The organism is Streptomyces sp. R44, from assembly GCF_041053105.1.
Taxonomy (GTDB): Bacteria; Actinomycetota; Actinomycetes; order Streptomycetales; family Streptomycetaceae; genus Streptomyces.
The window spans coordinates 3,021,649-3,046,932 of the sequence record NZ_CP163444.1; the positions used below are offsets into that span (position 1 = coordinate 3,021,649).

Annotated in this window: 21 protein-coding genes; 11 read left to right on the top strand and 10 right to left on the bottom strand. The window is 71.5% G+C overall.

The genetic code is table 11. The annotated features are described in order from the left end of the window. Positions 1-74: 74 nt before the first annotated feature. Positions 75-1,220, bottom strand: coding sequence for a PP2C family protein-serine/threonine phosphatase (locus AB5J54_RS14000; protein WP_369144241.1), 1,146 nt, complete (start codon positions 1,218-1,220; stop codon positions 75-77). Positions 1,221-1,327: 107 nt separating this feature from the next. On the opposite strand from AB5J54_RS14000, the gene AB5J54_RS14005 reads away from it, so the two are divergent. Then, positions 1,328-2,557: a GNAT family N-acetyltransferase gene (locus AB5J54_RS14005; RefSeq protein ID WP_369144242.1), complete on the top strand. Its 1,230-nt coding sequence runs from the start codon at positions 1,328-1,330 to the stop codon at positions 2,555-2,557. A gap of 10 nt (positions 2,558-2,567) precedes the next feature. Here the strand turns inward: AB5J54_RS14005 and AB5J54_RS14010 are convergent, their stop codons facing one another. Then, entirely contained in the window at positions 2,568-3,377 is an 810-nt protein-coding gene (locus tag AB5J54_RS14010) for an Fpg/Nei family DNA glycosylase (RefSeq protein WP_369144243.1), read from the bottom strand. Continuing rightward, on the bottom strand, positions 3,377-3,871 hold the full coding sequence (locus AB5J54_RS14015) for a ribose-5-phosphate isomerase (protein WP_369144244.1): 495 nt from the start codon (positions 3,869-3,871) through the stop codon (positions 3,377-3,379). The genes AB5J54_RS14010 and AB5J54_RS14015 overlap by 1 nt, the downstream gene beginning before the upstream one ends. A gap of 196 nt (positions 3,872-4,067) precedes the next feature. Here AB5J54_RS14015 and AB5J54_RS14020 point away from each other — a divergent pair, with 196 nt between their 5' ends. After that, positions 4,068-5,522: an amino acid permease gene (locus AB5J54_RS14020; protein WP_369144245.1), complete on the top strand. Its 1,455-nt coding sequence runs from the start codon at positions 4,068-4,070 to the stop codon at positions 5,520-5,522. A gap of 82 nt (positions 5,523-5,604) precedes the next feature. On the opposite strand, the gene AB5J54_RS14025 is transcribed toward AB5J54_RS14020, so the two are convergent. Then, entirely contained in the window at positions 5,605-6,198 is a 594-nt protein-coding gene (locus AB5J54_RS14025; protein WP_369144246.1) for a biotin transporter BioY, read from the bottom strand. A 254-nt stretch (positions 6,199-6,452) separates the two neighbouring features. Between AB5J54_RS14025 and AB5J54_RS14030 the strand changes: the two genes are divergently transcribed. From AB5J54_RS14030 to AB5J54_RS14040, 3 genes are all read left to right on the top strand, one after another. Further along, positions 6,453-7,835 (top strand): amino acid permease, encoded by a 1,383-nt coding sequence (locus AB5J54_RS14030; RefSeq protein WP_369144247.1) that lies wholly within the window; start codon positions 6,453-6,455, stop codon positions 7,833-7,835. A 117-nt stretch (positions 7,836-7,952) separates the two neighbouring features. After that, positions 7,953-9,365: an amino acid permease gene (locus AB5J54_RS14035; protein WP_369144248.1), complete on the top strand. Its 1,413-nt coding sequence runs from the start codon at positions 7,953-7,955 to the stop codon at positions 9,363-9,365. A gap of 169 nt (positions 9,366-9,534) precedes the next feature. After that, positions 9,535-10,179 (top strand): superoxide dismutase, encoded by a 645-nt coding sequence (locus AB5J54_RS14040; protein WP_369144249.1) that lies wholly within the window; start codon positions 9,535-9,537, stop codon positions 10,177-10,179. Positions 10,180-10,285: 106 nt separating this feature from the next. On the opposite strand, the gene AB5J54_RS14045 is transcribed toward AB5J54_RS14040, so the two are convergent. After that, positions 10,286-10,921, bottom strand: coding sequence for a DsbA family protein (locus AB5J54_RS14045; protein ID WP_369144250.1), 636 nt, complete (start codon positions 10,919-10,921; stop codon positions 10,286-10,288). A gap of 147 nt (positions 10,922-11,068) precedes the next feature. Here AB5J54_RS14045 and pepN point away from each other — a divergent pair, with 147 nt between their 5' ends. Both pepN and AB5J54_RS14055 read left to right on the top strand, forming a co-directional pair. Continuing rightward, on the top strand, positions 11,069-13,618 hold the full coding sequence (gene pepN, locus AB5J54_RS14050; protein WP_369144251.1) for an aminopeptidase N: 2,550 nt from the start codon (positions 11,069-11,071) through the stop codon (positions 13,616-13,618). A gap of 145 nt (positions 13,619-13,763) precedes the next feature. Beyond that, complete coding sequence (locus AB5J54_RS14055) at positions 13,764-14,771, top strand: hypothetical protein (RefSeq protein WP_369144252.1); 1,008 nt, start codon at positions 13,764-13,766, stop codon at positions 14,769-14,771. A 3-nt stretch (positions 14,772-14,774) separates the two neighbouring features. Here AB5J54_RS14055 and AB5J54_RS14060 read toward each other — a convergent pair whose 3' ends face one another. The 5 genes from AB5J54_RS14060 to AB5J54_RS14080 all read right to left on the bottom strand — a co-directional run bounded on the left by AB5J54_RS14060 (position 14,775) and on the right by AB5J54_RS14080 (position 18,504). Continuing rightward, positions 14,775-15,938, bottom strand: a complete 1,164-nt coding sequence (locus tag AB5J54_RS14060; protein ID WP_369144253.1) for a serine hydrolase domain-containing protein — start codon at positions 15,936-15,938, stop codon at positions 14,775-14,777. A gap of 102 nt (positions 15,939-16,040) precedes the next feature. Continuing rightward, complete coding sequence (locus tag AB5J54_RS14065; protein WP_369144254.1) at positions 16,041-16,508, bottom strand: NUDIX hydrolase; 468 nt, start codon at positions 16,506-16,508, stop codon at positions 16,041-16,043. Between the two features lie 9 nt (positions 16,509-16,517). After that, on the bottom strand, positions 16,518-16,961 hold the full coding sequence (locus tag AB5J54_RS14070; protein ID WP_369149324.1) for an HPP family protein: 444 nt from the start codon (positions 16,959-16,961) through the stop codon (positions 16,518-16,520). 67 nt (positions 16,962-17,028) lie between these two features. After that, on the bottom strand, positions 17,029-17,901 hold the full coding sequence (locus tag AB5J54_RS14075) for a pyridoxamine 5'-phosphate oxidase family protein (protein WP_369144255.1): 873 nt from the start codon (positions 17,899-17,901) through the stop codon (positions 17,029-17,031). A gap of 147 nt (positions 17,902-18,048) precedes the next feature. Beyond that, on the bottom strand, positions 18,049-18,504 hold the full coding sequence (locus AB5J54_RS14080) for a VOC family protein (RefSeq protein WP_369144256.1): 456 nt from the start codon (positions 18,502-18,504) through the stop codon (positions 18,049-18,051). A 139-nt stretch (positions 18,505-18,643) separates the two neighbouring features. Between AB5J54_RS14080 and AB5J54_RS14085 the strand changes: the two genes are divergently transcribed. From AB5J54_RS14085 to AB5J54_RS14100, 4 genes are all read left to right on the top strand, one after another. Then, positions 18,644-19,186, top strand: coding sequence for a CGNR zinc finger domain-containing protein (locus AB5J54_RS14085; protein ID WP_369144257.1), 543 nt, complete (start codon positions 18,644-18,646; stop codon positions 19,184-19,186). 194 nt (positions 19,187-19,380) lie between these two features. Beyond that, complete coding sequence (locus AB5J54_RS14090; protein WP_369144258.1) at positions 19,381-22,701, top strand: S8 family serine peptidase; 3,321 nt, start codon at positions 19,381-19,383, stop codon at positions 22,699-22,701. A 292-nt stretch (positions 22,702-22,993) separates the two neighbouring features. After that, positions 22,994-24,010, top strand: coding sequence for an aspartate-semialdehyde dehydrogenase (locus AB5J54_RS14095; protein WP_369144259.1), 1,017 nt, complete (start codon positions 22,994-22,996; stop codon positions 24,008-24,010). 80 nt (positions 24,011-24,090) lie between these two features. Next, complete coding sequence (locus tag AB5J54_RS14100) at positions 24,091-25,275, top strand: TerD family protein (RefSeq protein WP_369144260.1); 1,185 nt, start codon at positions 24,091-24,093, stop codon at positions 25,273-25,275. Positions 25,276-25,284 lie beyond the last annotated feature (9 nt).

A 25,284-nucleotide genomic window follows, 5' to 3' on the forward strand; every position in this document is an offset into this window, starting at 1 on the left:
CCCGCTGTCTCCATCGTGCCACCAACCCCCCTGCCCTGGCTGCCGGGTGACGAATCGTCGTGCAGAAGATCACGTCAGGCGGGGCGGGAGAGGAGCAGCAGGGCCCGGTCGTCGTTGACGTCCTTGGCGACGGCTTCGATCAGGTGCCAGGCGACGCCCTCGAAGCCCTCGGCGACGCAGCGGTCGGCCTCGCCGGTCAGGCGGTCGATGCCCTCGGCGATGTCCCGGTCGGCGGCCTCCACCAGGCCGTCGGTGAAGAGCATCAGGACGTCGCCGGGCCGCAGCGAGCCCTTGACCGGGTGGAACTCCGCCCCGTCGTAGACGCCGAGGAGGGGCCCGTCGGCGGCCTTCTCCTCCCAGCGGCCGCTGCCCGCGTGGAGCTGGAGGGCGGGCAGATGGCCGGCGGAGAAGAGCTCGTAGTCGCCGGACTCCAGGTCGAGGACGAGGTGGATCGAGGTGGCGAAGCCCTCGTCCCAGTTCTGGCGGAGGAGGTAGCCGTTGGCCGCCGGGAGGAAGCCGTGCGGCGGGAGGGAGCCGAGGAGGCCGCCGAAGGCGCCGGAGAGCAGCAGGGAGCGGGAGGCCGCGTCCATGCCCTTGCCGGACACGTCGGTGAGGACGACCTCCAGGGTGCGTCCGCCGTGGGTGCGGGCGGCGACGACGAAGTCGCCCGAGAAGGACTGGCCGCCGGCCGGGCGCAGTGCCATCTCGCGGTGCCAGCCCTGGGGGAGCCGGGGCAGGGCGCTCTGGACGCGGATGCGCTCGCGCAGGTCGAAGAGCATGGTGCCGCCGCGCCGCCAGGGCACGCCGACCCGGGCCCGGAACTGGGCGATGAGCAGCCCGAAGAGTCCGCAGGCGGCGACGACCAGGACGGTGCCGGGGGTGACCCTGGCGGGGCCCTGGGTGTACGGGCCGAGGACGACGGACTCGACGATGAGGGCGCCGGCGGCCGCCGCGTACAGACCGAGCAGGCTGGCGGGGCGGAGCAGCAGGCCGCCGGCCACGATGGGCAGGACGAGGGCGGCGGGGGCGCACCAGACGGGGTCGAGGAGGGTCCCGCACGCGATGGCGGGGATCATCAGGAGGAGTCCGGCGAAGGCGAGCCAGTCGGCGCCGTCGCCGCGGAAGTAGTCGACGGCGGATCTGCGCAGCGCGACGCGGGCCCGGCGCACGCGCCTGCGTGTCCGGGCCGCGTACGTGTTCACTCCGGCGCGCTGTCCCATTGGCCTGGACCCTATCCATCTCGTCGGACATCGTGCAGGGGTACCCCAGGTGACAATGTGCGTGAAATCGGGTCGCCCCGGGCGCGTGCCGCTGATATCGATGGCATATGACGACTGAACTGCGGGTTCTCGACCCGTCGGAGTGGGACCGCTGGTACGGGGTGCTGGAGCTCGCGTTCGGAGGCGTGCCGGAGGCGCCGGAGGAGCGGCAGCTGTGGCGTGATCTGACCGAGTTCGACCGTTCCCTGGGTGCTTGGGACGGTGAGCTGTGCGTGGGTACGGCGGGGGCGTTCAGCTTTCTGCTCACGGTGCCGGGCGGGGCGTCGGTCCCGGCGGCCGGGGTCACGATGGTGAGCGTGGCGGGGACGCACCGGCGGCGCGGGATCCTGACCTCGATGATGCGGCGGCAGCTGGACGACCTGCGGGCGGCGGGCGAGTGCCTGGCGGTGCTCACGGCCTCGGAGCCGGCGATCTACGGGCGGTTCGGCTACGGCGTCGGCTCGTACGCGACGAAGGCCACCATCGACACGAACCGGGTGCGGCTCGCCGTGCCGGAGGGTGTGGAAGGGGTCTCCCTGCGCCGGGCCGACCTGAGGGAGTCCTCCGCGGCCTGCGAGGCGGTGTACGCGAAGCTCGTGCCGGCGCGGCCCGGGATGCTCGCGCGGCGGCCCGGATGGGAGCGGCTGCCGCTGCTCGACCCGGCGGGCGACCGGGAGGGCGCGTCGCCGCGGCTCTGCGTGCTCGCGGAGCGGGACGGGGACGTCGTGGGCTTCGCGCACTACGCGGTCAAGGTGGACTGGTCCTCCGCGGGGGCCGACGGGTCCGTGGGCGTGCACCAGGTGATGGGACTCGATCCGGTGGCCGAGGCGGCGCTGTGGCGGTTCCTCTGCTCGGTGGACCTGACCTCGTCGGTACGGGTCCACAGCCGGCCCGTGGACGACGGCTGGCAGCACCTGGTGAGCGACGTACGGCGGTGCGAGCCGACGCTCCGGGACGTGCTGCACGTGCGGCTCGTGGAGGTGGGCGCGGCGCTGGAGGCGCGCACGTATCAGGCGCCGGTGGACGTGGTGTTCGAGGTGGAGGACGCGTTCTGTCCGTGGAACGCGGGGCGGTGGCGGCTCACGGGGGACGCGAAGGGGGCGGTCTGTGTCCGTACCGGAGACGCGCCCGATCTCGCGCTGACCGTGCGAGAGTTGGGGGCGGCGTACCTGGGCGGGACCTCGCTGGTGTCGCTGGCGGCGGCCGGGCGGGTGCGGGAGCTGCGCGAGGGGGCGCTGGTCGAGGCGTCCGTGGCTTTCGGGTCCCCCGTCGCGCCGTGGTTGCCGCACGGGTTCTAGGAGCCAGGAGCTAGGCGCTCTGGCAGCGCGGGCACCAGAAGAGGTTGCGGCCGGCGAGGTCGGCCGTGCGGATCTCGTCGCCGCAGATGTGGCAGGGCATCTGGGCTCGGCGGTAGACGTAGACCTCGCCGCCGTGGTCGTCCACGCGGGGCGGGCGGCCCATGGCCTCGGGGGTGTGTTCGGGGCGGACCGTGTCGATGCGGTTGAGGCGGACGCCTTCGCGCATGAGGACCGCCAGGTCCTCCCAGATCGCGTTCCACTCCCCCGCCGCGAGGTCCCTGCCCGCGCGGTACGGGTCGATGCCGTGCCGGAAGAGGACCTCGGCGCGGTAGACGTTGCCGACGCCGGCGATGACCTTCTGGTCCATGAGGAGGGCGGCGACGGTCGTGCGGGACTTCGAGATCCGGTGCCAGGCCCTCGTCCGGTCGTCGTCCTCGCGGAGCGGGTCCGGGCCGAGGCGGGCGTGTATCGCCTGCTTCTCGGCGTCCGTGATCAGGGCGCAGGTGGTGGGTCCGCGCAGGTCCACGTACGAGTCGGGGTTCGCGAGGCGCAGCCGGACGGTGTCCGTGGGCGGCGGGACCGGGGCGTCGCCGAAGTTCACCTTCCCGAAGAGGCCCAGGTGGATGTGGATCCATTCCTCGCCGGGGAAGCCCAGGAAGAGGTGCTTTCCGTGGGCCTCCGTCGTCTCCAGGGTCGTCCCGTCGAGCAGGGCCGCCGAGTCGGCGAACTTGCCCTGGGGGCTGGAGACGCGCACGGGCCGGCCGCCGAACCGCTCGCGGTGGTCGGCGGCCAGCCGGTGGATGGTGTGCCCCTCGGGCATCAGGCGGTCGGCTCCTGCGGGTGGTGCGCGGGGATCGGGGGGAGCTCGCCGGTGGTCTCGTACTTCGACAGCATGTCGATCCGGCGGGTGTGACGCTCGTCACCGGAGTACGGGGTGTTCAGGAAGATCTCGACGAACTTGGTCGCCTCTTCCTGGGTGTGCATCCGGCCACCGACGGAGATCACGTTGGCGTTGTTGTGCTCGCGGCCGAGGGCGGCGGTCTGCTCGCTCCAGGCGAGGGCGGCGCGCACCCCCTTCACCTTGTTCGCGGCGATCTGCTCGCCGTTGCCGGAGCCGCCGATGACGATGCCCAGGCTGTCCGGGTCCGCGGCCGTCTTCTCGGCGGCACGCAGGCAGAACGGCGGGTAGTCGTCGAGGGCGTCGTAGATGTGGGGACCGCAGTCGACGGGCTCGTGGCCGTGTGCCGTGAGCCACTCGACGAGGTGGTTCTTTAGTTCAAAGCCGGCGTGGTCGGAACCGATATAGACGCGCATGATGCCGAGTGTGGCACGTCAGGGCCCGGGTAGCAGGCAGCGGGGTCGGGAGCTTCACCCGACCTGGTACGGACCTTCGACTCTCGCGAGGTCGCCCGTACAACGATCCGGAATGAGGTCTTCCGATCATCCCTGTCCACAGTGTTGAATGCTCGGGCTCGCGACCCGAGCAGCCCCCACACACAAGGAAGCGTCGATGAACACGCAACCGACCCTGACGAAGGACGGCCAGGAGACCGGTACCACCGGGCCCGCGCAGTCCTCCGACGGCCTCAAGGCCGGGCTCAAGAACCGCCATCTGTCGATGATCGCGATCGGCGGCGTCATCGGCGCCGGTCTCTTCGTCGGCTCCGGTTCCGGCATCGCCGCGGCCGGCCCCGCCATCCTCCTCTCGTACGCGCTCGTCGGCGCCATGGTCGTCTTCGTGATGCGGATGCTCGGCGAGATGGCCGCCGCCCGGCCTGCCTCCGGCTCCTTCTCCACCTACGCGGACCAGGCCCTGGGCCGCTGGGCCGGTTTCAGCATCGGCTGGCTGTACTGGTTCTTCTGGGTCGTCGTCCTCGCCGTCGAGGCCACCGCGGGCGCCAAGATCCTGGAGAGCTGGATCCCGGCCGTTCCGCAGTGGGGCTGGGCGCTCATCGTGATGGTGGTGCTCACCGCCACCAACCTGGGCTCCGTCGCCTCGTACGGCGAGTTCGAGTTCTGGTTCGCCGGCATCAAGGTCGTCGCCATCGGCGCCTTCGTCGTCATCGGTCTGCTCGCGGTCTTCGGCGTGCTGCCCGGCTCGGACAACCCGGGCGCCGGATTCGCGCACCTCACCGACAGCGGGGGCTTCTTCCCGATGGGTGCGGGCGCGGTCCTCACCGGTGTGCTGATGGTCGTCTTCTCGTTCATGGGCAGCGAGATCGTCACGCTCGCCGCCGGCGAGTCGGAGGACCCGCAGAAGGCCGTCACCAAGGCCACCAACAGCGTGATCTGGCGCATCGGCGTCTTCTACCTGGGCTCGATCTTCGTCGTCCTGACGCTGCTGCCGTGGAACGACAAGTCGATCGTCGACAAGGGCTCGTACGTCGCCGCCCTCGACTCCATCGGCATCCCGCACGCCGGCCAGATCATGAACGTGATCGTCCTGACGGCCGTCCTGTCCTGCCTGAACTCGGGCCTCTACACCGCCTCCCGCATGGCGTTCTCGCTCGGCCGGCGCGGTGACGCGCCGAAGGCCTTCGCGCGGACCAACAAGCGGGGCGTGCCGACCGCCGCGATCCTCGGCTCGGTCGTCTTCGGCTTCGTCGCGGTCTTCTTCAACTACAAGTGGCCCGACACCGTCTTCGCCTTCCTGCTGAACTCCTCCGGCGCGGTCGCGCTCTTCGTCTGGCTGGTCATCTGCGTGACCCAGCTGCGGATGCGCGGCATCATCCTGCGCGAGTCGCCGGAGAAGCTGGTCGTGAAGATGTGGCTGTTCCCGTACCTGACGTGGGCGACGATCGCCATGATCGTCTCGGTGCTCGGCTACATGGTCTACGACGGCGGCAGCAACCGGGAGCAGGTCGTGCTGTCCCTGCTCGTCGCCGCGCTCGTGATCGCGATCGCGCTGGTCCGCCAGCGGCTCGGCAAGAACACCACCCCCGCCGAGGAGCTCGAGCGCGTGTAGTCCGCTCGCCCTCCTCAGGGGTACGAAAGGGCCCCGCCACTCCCCAGGGAGCGGCGGGGCCCTTCGCGTACGGCTCCGGGGCTCAGCCCTTGCGGCCGACGAGCTTCCAGGCGGCCGGCAGGGCGCCCATGGCGAGCGCGGCCTTGAGGGCGTCGCCGATGAGGAACGGCGTGAGGCCGGCGGCGACGGCCTGGCCGAGGGTCATGCCGGTGGCGAGGGCCAGGTACGGCACGCCGACCGCGTAGATGAGGGCCGAGCCGAGCACCATCGCGCCGGCGGTGCGGAGCACGGAGCGGTCGGCGCCGCGGCGGGCGAGGGCGCCGACGACGGTCGAGGCGAGGAGCATGCCGAGGATGTAGCCGAAGGAGGGCATGCCGTAGCCCGAGGAGGCCTGCGCGAACCACGGGACGCCCGCCATGCCCGCGACCGCGTACAGGGCGAGGGCGAGGAAGCCGCGGCGGGCGCCGAGCGCGGTGCCGACGAGCAGGGCGGCGAAGGTCTGGCCGGAGACCGGGACCGGGGAGCCGGGGACCGGGACCGAGATCTGCGCGGCGAGGCCGGTGAGGGCGGCGCCGCCGACGACCAGGGCGATGTCGCGGGCGCGACTCGCCGGGATGAGGTCGGCGAGGACGGTGCCCGCCCGGAGGGAGCGGACGGGGGCGGCGGCGGTGCTCATCGGTACTCCGCGGGGGTGAGGGTGGGAGGGACAGGTTGACGGTATGCCAGGAGTGAACGACCGATCACCGTCAGCCGCCGACAAAGCGTGAGGCGAGCGCTTCATGGGGTTTCGACAAAGGAGGGATTTCATGCCTCGCGCCACGTGACCCTTGTCACTGGGAACTCCCTGGCAGACGTCCCTTTTGCGTCAGAGGAAGGTCAGCGGAGAGACTGTGGAGTCTCCATAAACTGTCAGAGAGCACGAGCCCCCCTATGCACGACTCCCTCGCCCCCGAACCGGAGCCCCTCTCCCACGGCCTGAAGCAGCGTCATCTGACGATGCTGGGGCTCGGCGGGGTCATCGGCGCCGGGCTCTTCGTCGGCTCGGGCGCCGGCATCGCCGTCGCCGGGCCGGGCATCGTGGTCTCGTATCTGATCGCCGGCGCGCTGGCGATGCTGGTCATGCGGATGCTCGGCGAGATGTCGGCGGCGATGCCCGCCTCGGGCGCGTTCTCGGTGCACGCGGAGCGGGCGCTCGGCCGCTGGGCGGGGTTCTCGGTGGGCTGGCTGTACTGGTTCCTGCTCGTCGTGGTCCTCGCCGTGGAGGCGACGGGCGCGGCGCGGATCGCGCACGGCTGGGTGCCGGGGGTGCCGCAGTGGGGCTGGGTGCTGATCTTCATGATCGTGTTCACCCTCGCCAACCTGGCGGCGGTGAAGAACTTCGGCGAGTTCGAGTTCTGGTTCGCGGCGCTCAAGGTCGGCGCGATCGTGCTCTTCCTCGTCCTGGGTGTGCTCGCGATCGTCGGGTGGCTGCCCGACACGGACCCCGTGGGTCTCGCGAACCTGACCGGGCAGGGCGGTTTCCTGCCCAACGGCTGGTCCGGCGTGGTCTCGGGCGTGCTCGCCGTCGTCTTCGCCTTCGGCGGTCTCGAGGTCGTCACGATCGCGGCGGCCGAGTCCGACGACCCGGCGCGGAACGTGGCGCGGGCGGTGCGCAGCGCGGTCTGGCGGATCCTCCTCTTCTACGTGGGCTCGATGCTCGCCATCGTGACCCTCCTGCCGTGGACCTCGATGAAGCCGGGCGAGTCGCCGTACGTGGCGGTCCTGGACTCGATCGGGGTGCCGGCGGCGGGCCAGATCATGAACGTGGTGGTGTTCGTGGCGCTGCTCTCGGCGCTCAACGCCAACCTGTACGGCTCGTCCCGGATGGTGTTCTCGCTCGCGGAGCGCGGGGAGGCGCCGAAGGGGCTGCTCAGGATCACCGGCGGCGGGGTGCCGCGCCGGGCGGTGCTCGCCTCGGTGGCCTTCGGCTTCGTCTCCGTCCTGCTCAATCTGAAGTGGCCGGATTCCGTCTTCCTCTACATGCTGAACGCGGTCGGGGCGGTGCTCCTCTTCGTCTGGGCGCTGATCGCGGTCTCCCAGCTGCGGCTGCGGCGCCGGATCGAGCGGGAGGCGCCCGAGACCCTGACGCTGAGGATGTGGGGCTTCCCGTGGCTGACCTGGGTGGCGCTGGCCGCGATGGGCGCGGTGCTCGTCCTGATGCTCAACGACGACGGGGCGCGGCCGCAGGTGCTGTGGTCGGCGGGGGCGACCGGCGTGGTGCTGCTCGTGGCGTGGGTGCGGGAGCTCCGCATGTCCTCAACAAAGCGGAACTGATTCTTCACCTTGTGTGAAGGTCGTGACCGTATAGCGGACTCCGGTTCCCTCTGAGCGGTGCGCCCACCCAGACTGTGGGCTTCCCTCCCCGTCTCAGCTAGTGAACAGGGCTCGCCCATGTCTCGGACCACCGCGCCCGCGCCGGCCGACCGCAAGGACGGCGCGACCGCACCTGCCGAGGGCCTCTCACGCGGCCTCAAGCAGCGCCATCTCTCGATGATCGCCCTCGGCGGGGTCATCGGCGCCGGGCTCTTCGTCGGCTCCGGCGCCGGCATCGCCGCCGCCGGGCCGTCGATCGTGATCGCCTACGCGATATCCGGCGTCCTCGTGATGCTCGTGATGCGGATGCTCGGCGAGATGTCGGCCGCGAACCCCGCCTCCGGCTCCTTCTCCGTCCACGCCGAGCGCGCCTTCGGCTCCTGGGCCGGCTTCACCTCGGGCTGGGCCTTCTGGTTCCTGCTCTGCGTCGCCGTCGGCCTGGAGGGCATCGGCGCCGCGAAGATCATGACCGGCTGGTTCCCCGGCAGCCCCGAGTGGGCCTGGGTCGCGCTCTTCATGCTGGTCTTCTGCGTCAGCAACCTGGCGGCCGTGAAGAACTTCGGCGAGTTCGAGTTCTGGTTCGCCGCGCTCAAGGTCGGCGCGATCGTCCTCTTCCTCGGCATCGGCGTCCTCGCGATCGTCGGCGTCCTGCCCGGCACGGACTCCCCCGGCACCGCGAACCTCAGCGGCGCGGGCGGCTTCTTCCCGCACGGCTCCGAGGGCCTCATCGTGGGTCTGCTGGCCTCCGTCTTCGCGTACGGCGGCCTGGAGACGGTCACCATCGCGGCGGCCGAGTCGGAGCACCCGGTGCAGGGCGTCGCCAAGGCCGTCCGTACGGCGATGTGGCGGATCGCGCTCTTCTACATCGGCTCGATGGCGGTCATCGTCACCCTCGTCCCCTGGGACGACAAGGCGGTCGTCGAGAAGGGCCCGTACGTCGCCGCCCTCGACCACCTGGGCATCCCGGCGGCCGGCCAGATCATGAACGTGGTCGTCCTCGTCGCCCTGCTCTCCGCGATGAACGCCAACATCTACGGCGCCTCCCGGATGGCCGGCTCGCTGGTCGCCCGCGGCCAGGGCCCGAAGGCGCTCGGCAAGCTGTACGGCGGGGTCCCGCGCCCGGCCGTGCTCGTCTCCTGCGTCGTCGGCTTCGGCTGTGTGCTGCTGAGCTACTGGTCGCCGGACAAGGCCTTCATCTGGCTGCTCAACACCATCGGCGCGATCATCCTGGTCGTCTGGTTCTTCATCGCCGCCGCGCAGCTGGTGCTGCGCCGCCGCACCGAGCGCGAGGCGCCCGAGAAGCTGGTCGTGCGCATGTGGGCCTTCCCGGTGCTGACCTGGGTGGCGCTGGCCGGCATGGCGGCGATCTTCGTCCTGATGGCGCGCGAGGAGGGCACCCGCGTGCAGCTGTACTGGACGGGCGCGCTGACCCTCGTGCTGGCCGTCATCGGCTTCGTACGCCAGAAGGCGGCGGCCGGACGGGCCTCCTGACCGACCCTTGGACGAAACCCCCGGACCACCGCTCGGTCCGGGGGTTTCGTCATGTCCGGGCGCGGAACCCGGGGGGACCTAGGACGAAGGGCTGATCAACTTCTCCCGCACCTGCTGCTAGCCTGCACTTGCATAGAGGTTGCAATAAGCCGTCGAAGGGCTCGGGCACATGGCGATCTACACACTTCCGGAGCTGCCGTACGACTACGCGGCACTGGAGCCGGTGATCAATCCGCAGATCATCGAGCTGCACCACGACAAGCACCACGCCGCGTACGTCAAGGGTGCGAACGACACCCTGGAGCAGCTGGAAGAGGCGCGCGAGAAGGACCAGTGGGGCGCGATCAACGGCCTGGAGAAGAACCTCGCGTTCCATCTCTCCGGCCACATCCTGCACTCGATCTACTGGAACAACATGAACAGCCCGAAGGACGGCGGCGGCGGCGAGCCGCTCGCCGCCGACGGCGTCGGTGAGCTCGCGGACGCGATCACCGAGTCCTTCGGCTCCTTCGCGAAGTTCAAGGCCCAGCTGACCAAGGCCTCCGCGACCACCCAGGGCTCCGGCTGGGGCGTCCTCGCGTACGAGCCGATCAGCGGCCGGCTCATCGTCGAGCAGGTCTACGACCACCAGGGCAACGTCGGGCAGGGTTCGGTCCCGATCCTGGTCTTCGACGCCTGGGAGCACGCCTTCTACCTGCAGTACAAGAACCAGAAGGTCGACTTCATCGAGGCCATGTGGCAGGTCGTCAACTGGCAGGACGTGAACAGGCGCTACGCCGACGCCAAGGGGCGCACCCCGCTCATCGGCATCTGAGATCGTCCTGCTCGTGATCGTCTTCTCCACCTTCACCGGGCAGGCGGATGAAAGAAGAACCCCCGCGATGACGTGAATCGCGGGGGTTCTTCCGTACCTGTGGGGACTACTCGAAGCTGGGCGCCGCCGTGCGGGTGCGCTTGATCTCGTAGAAGCCCGGCGTCGACGCCACGAGCAGCGTGCCGTCCCACAGCCGGGCCGCCGCGTCGCCGCGCGGGGTCGGGGTGACGACCGGGCCGAAGAAGGCGACCTCGTCGCCCGTCGGGCCCGGCACCGCGATGACCGGGGTGCCGACGTCCTGGCCGACCTTCTCTATGCCCTCCTTGTGGGAGGCGCGCAGCTCGGTGTCGTACGTGTCCTTGTCGGCGAAGTCGGCGAGCTCGGCCGGCAGGCCGACCTCCTCCAGGGCGCCGACGATCGCCTCGCGGGTCGGGGTCTCGCCGTTGTTGTGGAAGCGGGTGCCGAGCGCCGTGTAGAGCTTGCCGACGTACTCCTCGCCGTGCAGCTCCTTGGCGGCGGTCACCACGCGGACCGGGCCCCAGGCCGTGGTGGCGAGCAGCTCGCGGTACTCCTCCGGCACCTCGTCCAGCTTGTTCTCGTTGAGCACGGCCAGGCTCATGACCTTCCAGCGCACGTCGACCGGGCGGACCTGCTCGACCTCCAGCATCCAGCGGGAGGTCATCCAGGCCCAGGGGCACAGCGGGTCGAAGTAGAAGTCGGCGGTGGTCCTGGTCTCGGACATGTCACTCCTCGGTGAGGCCTCGGAAAGCAGCGGGTGGTGCGCCGAAAGAAGGGAACCCCCGGACGCGCTGACGCATTCCCGTGTCCCGGGTGACAGTCGCACATGGGAGGATCGGTGCTGTTTCGAACGCGCCACGAAGGAGTGACCGTGCCCGGTGAGAATCTGTCCCGCGACGAGGCCCACGAGCGGGCCGCGCTGCTGTCCGTCGACGGGTACGAGGTCGTCCTCGACCTGCGGTCGGCGGTCGGCGACTCCGACGAGCCGGTGCGCACCTTCCGCTCGGTGACGACGATCCGGTTCCGCCGGACCGGCGAGGGCACGAGCACGTTCGCCGACCTGATCGCCCCCTCGGTGAACGCGGTCACGCTCAACGGCCGCTCCCTCGACCCGGCGGTGGTCTTCGACGGCGCGCGGATCACGCTCGACGGCCTCGCCGACGAGAACGAGCTCGTGGTGGACGCCCAGTGCGCCTACAGCCGGACCGGCGAGGGCATGCACCGCTTCGTCGACCCGGAGGACGGCGAGGTCTACCTCTACACGCAGTACGAGCCGGCCGACGCCCGCCGGGTGTACGCCAACTTCGAGCAGCCCGACCTCAAGGCCCCGTACCGCTTCGCGGTGACCGCGCCGGAGGGCTGGACGGTCTGGTCGAACGGCGCCGGGGAGCAGGACGCCGAGGGCGTGTGGCGGTTCGCGGAGACGGCGCCGATCTCCACGTACATCACCTGTGTCGTGGCCGGCCCGTACCACTACGTCACCGACAACTACACCCGTGGCGACCTGGAGATCCCGCTCGGCGCGATGTGCCGGAAGTCGCTGGCGAAGCACTTCGACGCCGACGACGTCTTCCTCGTCACCAAGCAGGGCTTCGACTTCTTCCACGACAACTTCGACTACCCGTACCCCTTCGGGAAGTACGACCAGGCCTTCGTCCCCGAGTACAACCTCGGCGCGATGGAGAACCCGGGCATGGTGACCTTCCGCGAGGAGTACATCTACCGGGGCAAGGTCACCCAGGCCGCGTACGAGAGCCGGGCCAACGTCATCCTGCACGAGATGGCGCACATGTGGTTCGGCGACCTGGTCACCATGGTGTGGTGGGACGACCTGTGGCTGAAGGAGTCCTTCGCGGACTTCATGGGCTCCTTCGCGAACGCCGAGGCCACCCGCTTCACCAACAGCTGGGTGACGTTCGCCAACAACCGCAAGGCCTGGGCGTACCGCGCCGACCAGCTGCCGTCCACGCACCCGGTCACGGCCGACATCCGTGACCTGGAGGACGCCAAGCTCAACTTCGACGGCATCACCTACGCCAAGGGCGCCTCGGTCCTCAAGCAGCTCGTCGCGTACGCCGGGCGGGACGCGTTCCTGGAGGGCGCGCGCCGCTACTTCAAGCGCCACGCCTACGGGAACACGCGCCTTGCCGACCTCCTCGCGATCCTGGAGGAGACCTCCGGGCGGGACATGAAGGCCTGGGCGAAGTCCTGGCTGCAGACCTCCGGCGTCAACAGCCTGACCCCGTCCGTCACCTACGACGCGGAGGGCCGGATCACCGAGCTCGCCGTCCTCCAGGAGGGCGACGAGCTCCGTCCGCACCGCGCCGCCGTCGGCCTCTACCGGCTCTCCGGCGGGGAGCTCGTGCGGTACGCGCGGGCCGAGGCCGACATCACCGGCGCCCGGACGGTCGTCACCGAGCTCGCCGGCGAGGAGAAGCCCGACCTGGTGCTCGTCAACGACGACGACCTCACCTACTGCAAGATCCGCTTCGACGAGGGCTCGCTCGCGACGCTGCGGGCGCACCTCGGCGACATCACCGACCCGCTGGCCCGCGCCCTGTGCTGGTCGGCGCTGTGGAACCTGACCCGCGACGGGCTGATGCCCGCCCGGGACTTCGTCTCCGTCGCGCTCGCCTTCGCGGGCCGCGAGACCGACATCGGCGTCCTCCAGATGGTGCACGGCTGGGCGAAGTCGGCCGTCACCCTGTACGCGGCGCCCGCGTGGCGCGAGGAGGGCGGGCGGCTGCTCGCCGAGGGCGGGCTGCGCGAGCTGCGGGTGGCCGAGCCGGGCAGCGAGCACCAGCTGACCTGGGCGCGGTTCTTCGCGGCGACCGCCTCCGCCGAGGCCGACTTCCAGCTCCTGGAGGGGCTGCTCGACGGCACGGCGAAGATCGACGGCCTCGACGTCGACCAGGAACTGCGTTGGGCGCTGCTCTCCCCGCTGGCCGTGCACGGCCGCGCGGACGAGGCCCGGATCGGTGCGGAGCTGGCCCTCGACGACACGGCGACGGGCAAGCGGCACCAGACCCGGCTGCTCGCCTCGCGGCCCTCGGCGGCGGTCAAGGCGCAGGCCTGGGCGCAGGTCGTCGAGTCGGACGCCCTGTCGAACGCACTGGTCGAGGCGACCATCGCGGGCTTCGTCCAGCCCTCGCAGCGCGAGCTGATCGCGCCGTACGCGGAGAAGTACTTCGCGGCGATCGAGCGGCTGTGGGGCGAGCGGTCGATCCAGATCGGCATCGACGTGGTCCGGGGCCTGTTCCCGGGACTCCAGGACCGCCCGGAGACGCTGGCCGCGACGGACGCGTGGCTGTCGGAGCACGCCTCGGCCGCTCCGGCGCTGCGCCGTCTGGTCCTCGAGGCCCGGGACGACCTGGCGCGGGCGCTGCGGGCGCAGGACTGCGATGGGCGCGTCGCGGAGTAGTCGGTACGTCGATGGGGGCGGCACCCTTCCGGGCGCCGCCCCCATCGGCACTCGAACGTGCGTACTTTAGGGCGAGGTTGTCCCTAAATGTCGACGAGCGTGTAACAGGGGTTAGGGGAGCCTTCGGGAGCGGAAGACCCCCGGCATGAACCACAACACCCCCATCACCCCCCGCCCCCTCCCCCTCTCCCCCCCCACCGGCTGTGCGCAAGCTCGCGTCGCGTCCGCCGACCAGTTGAGGGCGCAGGGCGTCCCCGCCGCCGAGGTCGCCGCGCACTGCCGGCCCGGCGGCTGGCAGCAGCTCCTCCCCGGCGTCTTCCTGCTCCACCCCGGGCCGCCCACCAGCGAGGACCGGCTGCGCGCCGCCCTGCTCTACGCCCGCAGGACCGGCACCCTCCCCGCGCAGGGCCCGGACGCGATGATCACCGGACTCGCCGCGCTCACCCTGCACCGCTTCTCCTCCGCTCCCCCGCTCACCGCCCTGGACCGGATCGAGGTGCTCGTGCCGCGCACCCGGCGGCTGCGCTCGACCGGCTGGGTGCGGATCGTGCGCGCCCCCGAGTCGCCGGAGCCGGTGGAGCTCACGGGCCTCCCCGTCGCCCCGGTCGCCCGCGCCGTCGCCGACGCGGTGTCGGGCCTCACGGACGCGGAGACGGTACGCCGGCTGCTCACCGAGGCCGTGCGCGGCGGGCACTGCGAACCGGGCGCGGTGGTCCGGGAGTTGAGCCGGGCCCGGCTGCTCTCCCGGCCGCACGTGGTGGACGCGGTGGACGCGCTGCTCGCCGAGGGGCGCTCGCTCTCCGAGCAGCGGCTCTACGAGATGGTGCGGGAGTTCGCGCTGCCGGACCCGCTGTGGAACGTGGACCTGCGGCTGCCGGGCGGCCCGCACCTGGGCGGGGTGGACGCCTACTGGCCGGACCAGGCGGTCGCCGTGGAGCTGGACACCCGGGCGCCCCGGCAGGACGACGACGAGCTGTGGACCGAGTACACCCGGAAGCGGGAGCACCTGGAGCGGCTCGGCATCACGGTCGTCCACCTCACCCCGCGCAAGCTGCGCGAGGCGATGGACCAGCAGGCCACCGTGGTCCGTACGGCCCTGATGGCCGCACCGGACCGGCAGCCCGCCGCGTACGTCGTCGTCCTGCCGCGGTGAGCGCTACTTCTTCGGGTCGGTGCCGCAGAACTCGGCCTCGACGACCTTCTCGGTGTCGCCGGTCCAGTCGGCGTTGAAGTTGCCGGCGAGGGAGTGCTCGCCGTCGCGGGTCACATGGGCCAGCGAGGTGGAGCCGTGGATGCCGCCGCCGTGGCCCCAGACCTCCTCCCCACAGCTCAGCTTCTGCTTCATCAGCCCGAGGCCGTAGCCGACGTTCGGGTACTCGGGGGAGATCGGGACGGTGGTCGTCATCTCCTTCAGACCGTCCTTCGTGAGGAGCCGTCCCTTGAGCAGGGCCGAGTAGAAGGTCTGCAGGTCGCGGGAGTCGGAGATGATCTCGCCCGCCGCGCCCGCGATGCTCGGGTTGAGGTCGGAGACCTCGTGGACGGGGGCGTTCACGTCCCGGGAGAGCTTGGAGTACGCCGGGCTGCTGGGCTCCGGCATGGCCGAGCGGGTGCCGGGGACGGTGGTGGCGCGGAGCTTGAGCGGCTTGATGATCCGGTTCTCGACGGCCTTGCCGTACGGGCGCCCGGTGACCTTCTCGATCACCATGCCGGCGAGGACGAAGTTGGTGTTGGAGTAGTTCCAGGCGGCGCCGGGCTCGAAGTCGGGCTTGTGGGCCATCGCGACGGCCACGAGCTGCCGCGGGGTCCAGGTGTCGTAGCGGTGCTCCAGGAAGCCGGGGCCGAAGACCCGCTCCTGGAAGGCGGGGTCCTCGGTGTAGCTGTAGATGCCGCTGGTGTGGTTGAGCAGCTGGCGGACGGTGATCCGGGAGCCGTCGTGGCCGTTGCCCCGGACGACGCCGGGGAGCCACTTCTCGACCGGGTCGTCGAGGTCGATGCGGCCCTCCGCCTGGAGCTGGAGGAGGACGGTGGCGGTGAAGGTCTTGGTGATGGAGCCGACGCGGTAGCGGTCGTCGCCCTTGCGCTCGCCCGCGGTGCCGGTCCAGCGGTCGTGCCCGTCACGGGCCTGGGCGACGGCACCGGGCACCCCGTCGGCGACGGCCGCGTCGAGGGCCCGCTGGGTGGCGGCGTGGTCCTTGTGGTGCGCCGGCGCCGGCTTCGCGGCCGCGAGGGCGGGGGTGGCGAGGACGGTGGCCGTGAGGCCCGCGACGACGGTGGCGGCGAGGACGGTGCGGGCACGGCGTGCGGTGCGTGCGGCTGACATGCGGGGCTCCCCTGACGTACGGACGTGAACGTGATCGGTCACGGGAGGGGACCGCCGGGCCCGGGGCGGGGGTTGAGGGTGATCTTGGCGGTTGAGTGCTTTTCAGCCGTTTGCCGGGTCGGTGAGGTGCGAGCGGCCCAGGGGCGGCCGGTCGCGCCAGAGCTGGAGGCCGATGTCGACGAGTTCGACGCGGACGAGGGAGGGCACGGAGTCGAGCGGGTGCCAGGCGGCGAGGTCGGTGGAGCCGCCGGTCTCGTTGCGCAGGGCACCCCCGGTGACCTGGGCCTCGTAGATGATCCGCAGCCCCTGCCAGTCGCCGGGCCCGCCGAGCCGGCGGAGCCAGGAGCGCCGGATGGAGTCGATGCCGAGGAGGGCGGTGGGCTCGGTCAGATAGCCGGTCTCCTCCTCGACCTCGCGGACGACGGTACGGACGGGCTCCTCGCCGTGGTCCATGCCGCCGCCCGGCAGCGTCCACCGTTTGACGCCGTCCTTGGCGACCCAGCGGGCGAGGAGTATCTCGTCGCCCCGGACACACACGGCGTAGGCCGCCACCCTCAACTCGGTTGTCATGGAGCGAGGTTAGAGCCAGTAAGCCGGGTATGGGCGGCCCGTCACGCGGGCGGCGGCGAGACCGACGGCCACCAGGAGGAGGGACGCGAGCACGAGAAGGCCGAGAAACGACCAGAAGGGCGGGGCCTGGAGGGCGACGATGACGGCCGTGGCCGCGGCGGGCGAGTGCGGGGTACGGGCGAGCATCATCACGCCCAGGGCCAGACCGCCCGCCACCGCGGCGCCCCAGAGGCCGGGCCCGGCCAGGGCGAGGACCGCGAAGCCGGTGAGGGCGGAGAGCAGCTGGCCGCCCAGGACCGAACGCGGCTGGGAGAGCGGCAGTTCGGGGGCGCCGGCCACGAGCGCCATGCTGGCGGCGAGGGGCGGGATGAGCAGCGGCTGGTGGAGGACGGTGCCGACCGCGACCAGGAGGAGGAGGGCGGTGACGGCGGCGGCCGTGGAGGCGAGCACGATCGCGGGGCGGGGGCGGGGAGGCGCCGCGCGGGGGGGGGGGGCGGGCGGCGGGTGGTGACGGCGGTCGTCAACTGGGGCTCCAGAGTTTCGGGTTGGCCGGGGAGTACTCCGGTGGTGACCAGCGCAGGGGGCTGCCCGCCGGGGTTTCGATCGTGCGGTCCACGCGGAAGCGGGTGACGCGGCCCTCGGAGTCGTACACGGTGTGCGCGAGGCCGCTGAGCTGGAGGGTCAGGCCCGTCTCCCAGTCGAGGAAGAGCAGTCCCGCGCGGCCGTCCTCCTCCAGATTGCCCAGGGTCAGGAACATGGAGTTGCCCGGGTAGTCGCGCCAGCTGAGCTCGCTGGGCGTGTCGACCCGGACGAAGCCGGGGTTGCCGCCCCGGTGGCTGGTGTCGAGGCCGTCGGGGGCGGCGGTGGCGATGAAGAACGTGTCCGCCGCCCGGATCCGGCGGACCTGGTCGGGGGTGAGCGCCTCGCCGTGCCGGGCCGCACCCGCCTCGGGGCCGACGGGCTCGGAGCCGTACCACTCCCGCTTCTGGAGGTACTTCGGGCAGTTCGAGAAGACCTGCTCGGCCTCGATCGTGAAGCCCCGGGCGCTGGTCCTCGCCGTGCCGTTCAGGCGCATACGGCGGCGGGTGCGGGGATCCAGGGCGAGGGTGCCGACGGGGGCGCCGTCGGGCGTGCCCTCGGGGAGGGGCGCGGCGACCGAGACCGTGTGGGGGCCGGTGGCCCGGACGAAGCCGGGCGCGCCGGTCAGCAGGGTCGCCCAGACGCGGGCCTCGGCGTCCGCCGTGCCGAGCATCAGCATGGGCTGGGCTTCCAGGAAGGCGGCGGCGATGGGGCGGATGCCGGGGGTGATGGAGCGGCCTACGTGGGCGGCGATGTCCTGGACGCCCTCGCGTGCCTGGACGGCCAGGGAGCCGGAGTGGTACGCGGTGTTCACGGGGGCCTCCGTAAGTGCGGGGTCGGTGGGTGCGGGTGCGGGCCTCGGCGCGGCCGGCGCGTTCGTGGTTGTGCCCACCCGTTCCTCCCCCTAGGACTTCGTCCTGGAGGGACCCCATGCGGAACGCATGCCCACAACCAGGCGCGACTAGAAGAAGCCGCAGGTCGGGGCCGTTTCCGAGGGGGCTTCTGCGGTTTCCGCGCCCTTCGGGACCGAGATCTCCAGGCGGGTGCCGTCCGGGTCGTGGAAGAAGATGCCGCCCGAGGCCGCGCCCTCGCGGTGGGCGACGACGCCCTCGTACGCGAACGTGGCGCCGCGCGCCGTGAGCGCGGCCTCGGCGGCGCGGACGTGCTCGATGGACTCCGCCTCGAACGCGAGGTGGTGCAGGCCCGGCCGGCCGGAGTCGTAGGTGCCCTCGGCCTGCTGCCAGAGGGTGAGGACCAGGCGGCCGTCCTGGCCGAGGAAGGCGTACCGGCTGTCCTTCTCCGCGCCCTCGCCGAGGACCTCGAAGCCGAGGACGTCGCCGTAGAAGGCGAGCGAGCGCGTCAGGTCGGTGACGTTGAGGCCGACGTGATGGGTGGCGAGCGTGCCGATCGCGGACATGACAGTTCCCTTCGGAGGGCGGGGCAGCCGGGCAACCCCTCGGGCTAACCTTCTATCTCGACTTTAGAGGTTAGCCAGAGCGGGAGTCAACCGGTCACGTACTCTTGAGGGGTTAGTCCATCGAGGAGGATGTCCGCCCATGACCGCCATCGATCCCCGGCCGCTCACCGGCGAGCCCGTCTCCCTGGACCTGCTGAACACCCGCTGGAACGACGAAGGCGTCCGCCAGGACCTGCTCACGGATGTCGAGGGGCTCTCCGTCTGGCTCGCCGCCAACGGCCTGGAGCAGCGGTTCGCCGCCGACGCGGTCACCCTGCGGCACACCCTGGCCGCCCGGGACGCGCTCGCCGCGCTGGTCGACCGGCCCGCCGACCCCTCCGCCACCACGCGCGTGGACGCCGTCCTCGGGCACGGCCGCATCCGGGCCACCCTCACCACCGAGGGCCCCGGCGAGGAGGCCGAGTTCGCGGACCCCGCCTGGGGGCCCGGCTGGACGGCAGCGCGCGACTACCTCGACCTGCTGCGCACCGCGCCCGACCGGATCCGGGCCTGCGCCCACGAGGCCTGCATCCTGCACTTCTTCGACACCTCGCGGAACGGCACCCGCCGCTGGTGCTCGATGGCGGTCTGCGGCAACCGCGCCAAGGCCTCCCGCCACTACGCCCGTACGAAGGAGAGTTGAGCCGCACGAGGCTGCGACTCGTCCCTGTTCCGGTGAGTTCGTCCCGTGTGGCGCGTCTGGCGCGCTGGCGGGTTTGTGCCGCGGCGGCAATCCGGCCCCGGGCAACTCTCCACAAACCCCTGTCCCTTGCGAAAGGCTGAGCGGTCATCCGGCATCAGATTCCGGACACCCTCCTTTCACAAACAGGGATGTAAATGACCACCCCCGAAACTCGGAGCTCCATACCCGGAAGCTCGACGCACGGGCCCAGACGCGCGGCCCGCATCGCGGCCGCCGCCGGACTCGTCGCGGCCCTCGTCGCGACCGGTGCCGCGCCCGTGCTCGCCGCCGAAGCCCCGGCGACCACTCCCCCGGTCAAGTCCTCGAACCCGGCCGACAAGCTCGGCGCCATCGACGCCCAGCGGCTCACCGAGGCCCAGGCGAACGGCGAGAAGAACGTCACCGTCCTCGTCGCCACCGCCCCCGGCGCCACCGAGCAGGTCGCCGCGCAGCTCGACGCCGTCGACGGCGCCTCCGTCGGCAAGCAGCAGGACGCCCTCGGCTACGTCCGCGCCACCCTGCCGACCGCCAAGGCCGCCGCCGCCATCAAGGCCGCCACCGGCCTCTCCTCCGTCCAGTCCATCGACCTCCAGGCGGAGATCGCGCTGGACGACCCGACGCCGGACGCGGGCGCCGCGGCGGGTGCCGTCTCCGGCACCACCGTCGCCACGACCTACCCGGCCCCGGGCAAGGACACCCCGGCGAAGAACCCGTACAACCCCTCGTACGAGACGGGCGCGGTCGACTTCGTCAAGGAGCACCCGAAGGCCGACGGCCGCGGCGTGACCATCGGCATCCTGGACTCGGGTGTCGACCTGGGCCACCCGGCCCTGCAGAAGACCACCACCGGCGAGCGCAAGATCGTCGACTGGGTCACCGCCACCGACCCGCTCACCGAGGGCGACGCCACCTGGCGCGCGCAGATCACCCCCGTCGCCGGCCCCGTCTTCACCGCCTCCGGCCAGAGCTGGACGGCCCCCGCGGGCTCCTACCAGTTCAGCCGCTTCACCGAGGCGGCCACCAAGGGCGGCGACCCCAAGGGCGACATCAACCGGGACGGCGACACCACCGACGTCTTCGGCATGCTGTACGACCCGGCCGCCGGAACCGTCCGCGTGGACACCGACCAGAACAACGACTTCACGGACAACGCGCCGCTGAAGCCGTACAAGGACGGGTACCAGATCGGCTACTTCGGTACCGACAACCCGGCCACCGAGGTCGTCGAGCGCACTCCGTTCGTCGTGGAGATCCGCAAGGACGTCCCGATGGACCCGCTGGGCGGAACCTGGGTCGGCCAGAAGCGCGACTTCGTCAACATCGGTCTCGTCGAGTCCTCGCACGGCACCCACGTCGCCGGCATCACCGCCGCCCACAGCCTCTTCGGCGGCAGGATGAACGGCGCCGCGCCCGGCGCGAAGATCGTCTCCTCGCGCGCGTGCACCTGGTCCGGCGGCTGCACCAACACCGCCCTCACCGAGGGCATGACGGACCTCGTCGTCAACCGCGGCGTCGACATCGTCAACATGTCGATCGGCGGCCTGCCGCAGCAGAACGACGGCGACAACGTCCGCTCGCGCCTCTACACCCGCCTGATCGACCAGTACGGCGTCCAGCTGGTCATCTCGGCCGGCAACGAGGGTCCCGGCATCAACACGATCGGCGACCCCGGTCTGGCCGACAAGGTCCTCTCGGTCGGCGCGGCGGTCTCCCAGTCGACCTGGGCCGCCAACTACGGCTCGGCCGTCGAGAAGAAGTACGCCATGTTCCCCTTCTCCTCGCGCGGCCCGCGTGAGGACGGCGGCTTCACCCCGACCATCACCGCCCCCGGCTCGGCCGTGAACACCATCCCGACCTGGCAGCCGGGCGCCGGCGTCGCCGAGGCGGGCTACACCCTGCCCGCCGGCTACGGCATGCTCAACGGCACCTCGATGTCCTCGCCGCAGGCGGCGGGCGCGAGCGCGCTGCTGATCTCGGCCGCGAAGCAGAAGGGCATCGCGCTCTCCCCGCTCACCCTGCGGACCGCGCTCACCTCCACCGCGAAGCGCATCCCCGGTGTCGCCGCGCACGAGCAGGGCTCGGGCCTCATCGACATCGAGGACGCCTGGGAGTCGATCAAGGACGGTGCCACCGCCCACGACTACAAGGTCCAGGCCCCGGTCGACACCGTGATCTTCCCGGCCCCGCACACCGGCACCGGTGTGTACGACCGCGAGGGCGGCCTCAAGGTCGGCCAGAAGCGCGTCTACGACGTCACCATCACGCGCACGAACGGCCCGGACCGGCCGGTCTGGCACGAGCTGAGCCTCAAGTACAACGACGGCACCTTCCGCATCCTCGGTGAGGACTTCGTCGCGCTGCCGCTCAACAAGCCGGTCACCGTCAAGCTCCAGGCCCGCGCCGCCACCGCCGGTGCGCACAGCGTCATCCTGGAGGCCGACGACCTGTTCACCGAGGGCGTCGACAAGCAGATCCTCGCCACCTCGATCGTCTCGAACGACCTGGTCGCCCCGGGCTACAACCTCTCCGCCACGGGCTCGGTGCAGCGCAACAGCAGCAAGTCCTACTTCGTCACCGTGCCCCAGGGCGCCAAGACGCTGGAGGTCGCGCTCGGCGGTCTGAAGGAGAAGAGCCAGACCCGGTTCATCTCCATCCACCCGTACGGCGTCGGCATCGAGGACAGCGCCACCACGCAGTGCTACCCGCACTACAACCCGGCCAACACCTGCCGCCCGGACCTGCGGTCCTACCCGAACCCGACGCCCGGCGTCTGGGAGATCGAGGTCGAGTCCCGCCGCACGTCGCCGGACCTGGACAACCCGTACACCCTGAACGTCAGCGCCCTCGGCGTCGACTTCGCCCCGGCCGTCCAGACGGTCGCCGAGGCGAAGATCGGCACCCCGGCCGCCGTCCAGTGGCAGGTCACCAACCGCTTCGCGGGCATCGCGGGCACCCTCAAGGGCGGCTCGCTCGGCTCGCAGAAGAGCGAGACGCCGACCATCCAGCACCACGAGCAGCAGACGAAGACCGTCACCATCGGTGAGGGCGTCGAGCGGCTCGACATCGCCATCGGCAACACCTCCGACAAGGCCGCCGACCTCGACCTCACCGTCACGCTGAACGGCGCCACCGTGGGCCAGTCGGCGGACGGCGACTCGGAGGAGTCCGTCTCCCTCGTGAAGCCGGCCCCGGGCACGTACACCGTCGTCATCGACGGCTACTCGGTCCAGGCCGCGGGCGGCACCACGTACGACTACAAGGACGTGTACTACTCGTCCGCGCTCGGCACCGTGAAGGTGGACGAGTCGAAGCCGGTCACCCTGGCCAACGGCGCCTCCGCCCCGGTGGCGGCCGAGGTCCTGGTCGCCGGCGCGGCCCCCGAGGGACGCCAGTTCTTCGGCGAGGTCCAGCTGCTCAACGCGCGCGGCACCGTCGCGGGCACCGGCAGCGTCCTGATCGGCGCAGTCACCCCGTAACAGCCCCGTTTTCCCTAGGGGCGGGCGCCGAGCGCCCGCCCCTCCCTTTTCGGGTGTCCACGGGAATCGGAAGAACGTCCGCTCCTTGGACAGTGACTCCGCTCCCTACCCGAAGGAGGGGCTTCCAACCGAAGGGTTGCGGTCCAGCCCGAACCGACCCCTCACGGGGTGTAATGAAGATATCACGGTATGAAGCGGCGCTCTCAGAGAGAGAAACGGATTGGACAAGGCGCCCCGGGACATACGCATCATGGACCGGCAGCACCCTGCACATACGTACGGAGGAGTCCCCGTGAAGGTCGGAATCGTCGGAGCCACTGGTCAGGTCGGCACGGTCATGCGCAAGATCCTCGCGGAGCGCAACTTCCCGGTCGACGAGCTGCGGCTCTTCGCCTCGGCCCGTTCCGCCGGCACCGTCGTCGACGGCGTCACGGTCGAGGACGCCTCCACCGCCGACTACACCGGCCTCGACATCGTGCTCTTCTCCGCCGGCGGCGCCACCTCCAAGGCCCTCGCCGAGAAGGTCGCCTCGCAGGGCGCCGTCGTGATCGACAACTCCTCCGCCTGGCGCCGCGACCCCGAGGTCCCCCTCGTGGTCTCCGAGGTCAACCCGCACGCGATCAAGGACCGCCCCAAGGGCATCATCGCCAACCCGAACTGCACCACGATGGCCGCCATGCCGGTCCTCAAGCCGCTCCACCAGGAGGCCGGCCTCACCGCGCTGATCGCCACCACCTACCAGGCCGTCTCCGGCTCGGGCGTGGCCGGCGTCGCCGAGCTGCGCACCCAGGCCTGCGCCGTGGCCGAGACCGCCGACCAGCTCGCCTTCGACGGCGAGGCCGTCGAGTTCCCCGAGCCCGCCGTCTACAAGCGCCCGATCGCCTTCAACGTGGTCCCGCTGGCCGGCTCGATCGTCGACGACGGCACCTTCGAGACCGACGAGGAGCAGAAGCTCCGCAACGAGTCCCGCAAGATCCTGGAGATCCCCGAGCTCAAGGTCTCCGGCACCTGCGTGCGCGTCCCGGTCTTCTCCGGCCACTCCCTCCAGGTCAACGCCCGCTTCGACCGTCCGATCAGCGTCGAGCGCGCCTACGAGCTCCTCAAGGACGCCGAGGGCGTCGAGCTCTCCGAGATCCCCACCCCGCTCCAGGCGGCCGGCAAGGACGCCTCGTACGTGGGCCGCATCCGTGTGGACGAGACCGTCGAGAACGGCCTCGCGCTCTTCCTCTCCAACGACAACCTGCGCAAGGGCGCGGCGCTGAACGCCGTGCAGATCGCGGAGCTCGTCGCGGCCGAGCTCAAGGGCTGATCCCAGGATCCTCCGGAGGGGCGGCTTCCCGTTGCGGGGAGCCGCCCCTCCGGCGTGCCCGCCCGTGCCAGAGTTCCCCCATGACCCAGATACCCAAGGGGGCCGACGTCGCGGTGCCCCCGCAGGCCCTTCATGTCGCGGTCAGCTGGCGCACCGGGCACGGGGTTCCCGACGTGGACGTCTCCGCGCTGCTCCTCGGGGCCGGGGAACGGGTGCGGGGCGACGCCGATCTGGTGTTCTACAACCACGCCGAGCACCCCTCGGGGGCCGTCCGGCACCTGGGGAAGTCGGCCCCCGGCGCGCCCGGGAGCCCGGCCGCGGACTGGCTGTGGCTGGACCTCGCGCGCGTGGAGCCCGATGTCGGACGTCTGGTGATCGCCGCCTCCGCCGACGGCGGCGCCTTCGGGCAGGTGCCGGGGCTCGACGTGCGGGTCACGGACGCGGCCGGGAACCCGGTGGCGTACTGCGCGATCGGGGACGCGACGACGGAGACGGCCTTCGTCTTCGGGGAGTTCTACCGGTGGGACGGCGGCTGGCGGTTCCGGGCGGTCGGCCAGGGGTACGCCTCGGGGCTCGCCGGGCTCGCGACGGACTTCGGCATCGTGGTGGAGTACCCGCCGCCGCCCATCCCGGGCCCCGGCTATGTGCCCCCGCCGCCGCCCCCGGCGCCCGCCGCCCCGCCGGTGCCGGTGGCCGATCCGTACGGCGGGGCGTTCCGGCCCTGCGTGTACCAGGGCCGCGGCAAGGAGACCGTGCACTGCGACCCGGGGCTCCCGGCGGGGCACTGGGTGCTCCTGGAGATCGAGTCGTACCACTCGCTGTCCACGACGATCGAGGCCTGCGACGCGTACGGGCGGGCCGAGGACTTCCTCCTCACGGCGTACGAGGACGACGTACGCGCGCGTACCGTCGCCCTCGTCCCGCGCGCCCGGCCGCTGACCCTGCGGGTGGAGGCCGACACCCCGTGGACGCTACGGGTGCTTCCGCTCTCCCACACGCGCCGCTTCGACAGTCACGTCGAGGGGATCGCCCACGATCTGGTGATCTACGAGGGGCCGGCCGGGGTACTCGACTTCGCGCACCTCGGGGAGTCCCACTTCACCGTCCACCAGCACACCCCGCCGCTCGACCCGCTCTACGACGACGAGGAGCAGGACCTGCTGGTCAACGAGATCGGGGAGGTCCGGGTGAGCGCCCCGGTACCGGGCCCGGGGCTGCTGCGGATCAGCGGTGACGGGCCGTGGAAATGTTCCGTGCGCCGCTGAGCCGGCCCG

Excerpts from the sequence above, each read along its gene's own strand:
- AB5J54_RS14000 (WP_369144241.1), bottom strand. The coding sequence starts at position 1,220 with ATGGGACAGCGCGCCGGAGTGAACACGTACGCGGCCCGGACACGCAGG.
- AB5J54_RS14005 (WP_369144242.1), top strand. The coding sequence starts at position 1,328 with ATGACGACTGAACTGCGGGTTCTCGACCCGTCGGAGTGGGACCGCTGG.
- AB5J54_RS14010 (WP_369144243.1), bottom strand. The coding sequence starts at position 3,377 with ATGCCCGAGGGGCACACCATCCACCGGCTGGCCGCCGACCACCGCGAG.
- AB5J54_RS14015 (WP_369144244.1), bottom strand. The coding sequence starts at position 3,871 with ATGCGCGTCTATATCGGTTCCGACCACGCCGGCTTTGAACTAAAGAAC.
- AB5J54_RS14020 (WP_369144245.1), top strand. The coding sequence starts at position 4,068 with ATGAACACGCAACCGACCCTGACGAAGGACGGCCAGGAGACCGGTACC.
- AB5J54_RS14025 (WP_369144246.1), bottom strand. The coding sequence starts at position 6,198 with ATGAGCACCGCCGCCGCCCCCGTCCGCTCCCTCCGGGCGGGCACCGTC.
- AB5J54_RS14030 (WP_369144247.1), top strand. The coding sequence starts at position 6,453 with ATGCACGACTCCCTCGCCCCCGAACCGGAGCCCCTCTCCCACGGCCTG.
- AB5J54_RS14035 (WP_369144248.1), top strand. The coding sequence starts at position 7,953 with ATGTCTCGGACCACCGCGCCCGCGCCGGCCGACCGCAAGGACGGCGCG.
- AB5J54_RS14040 (WP_369144249.1), top strand. The coding sequence starts at position 9,535 with ATGGCGATCTACACACTTCCGGAGCTGCCGTACGACTACGCGGCACTG.
- AB5J54_RS14045 (WP_369144250.1), bottom strand. The coding sequence starts at position 10,921 with ATGTCCGAGACCAGGACCACCGCCGACTTCTACTTCGACCCGCTGTGC.
- AB5J54_RS14055 (WP_369144252.1), top strand. The coding sequence starts at position 13,764 with ATGAACCACAACACCCCCATCACCCCCCGCCCCCTCCCCCTCTCCCCC.
- AB5J54_RS14060 (WP_369144253.1), bottom strand. The coding sequence starts at position 15,938 with ATGTCAGCCGCACGCACCGCACGCCGTGCCCGCACCGTCCTCGCCGCC.
- AB5J54_RS14065 (WP_369144254.1), bottom strand. The coding sequence starts at position 16,508 with ATGACAACCGAGTTGAGGGTGGCGGCCTACGCCGTGTGTGTCCGGGGC.
- AB5J54_RS14080 (WP_369144256.1), bottom strand. The coding sequence starts at position 18,504 with ATGTCCGCGATCGGCACGCTCGCCACCCATCACGTCGGCCTCAACGTC.
- AB5J54_RS14085 (WP_369144257.1), top strand. The coding sequence starts at position 18,644 with ATGACCGCCATCGATCCCCGGCCGCTCACCGGCGAGCCCGTCTCCCTG.
- AB5J54_RS14090 (WP_369144258.1), top strand. The coding sequence starts at position 19,381 with ATGACCACCCCCGAAACTCGGAGCTCCATACCCGGAAGCTCGACGCAC.
- AB5J54_RS14100 (WP_369144260.1), top strand. The coding sequence starts at position 24,091 with ATGACCCAGATACCCAAGGGGGCCGACGTCGCGGTGCCCCCGCAGGCC.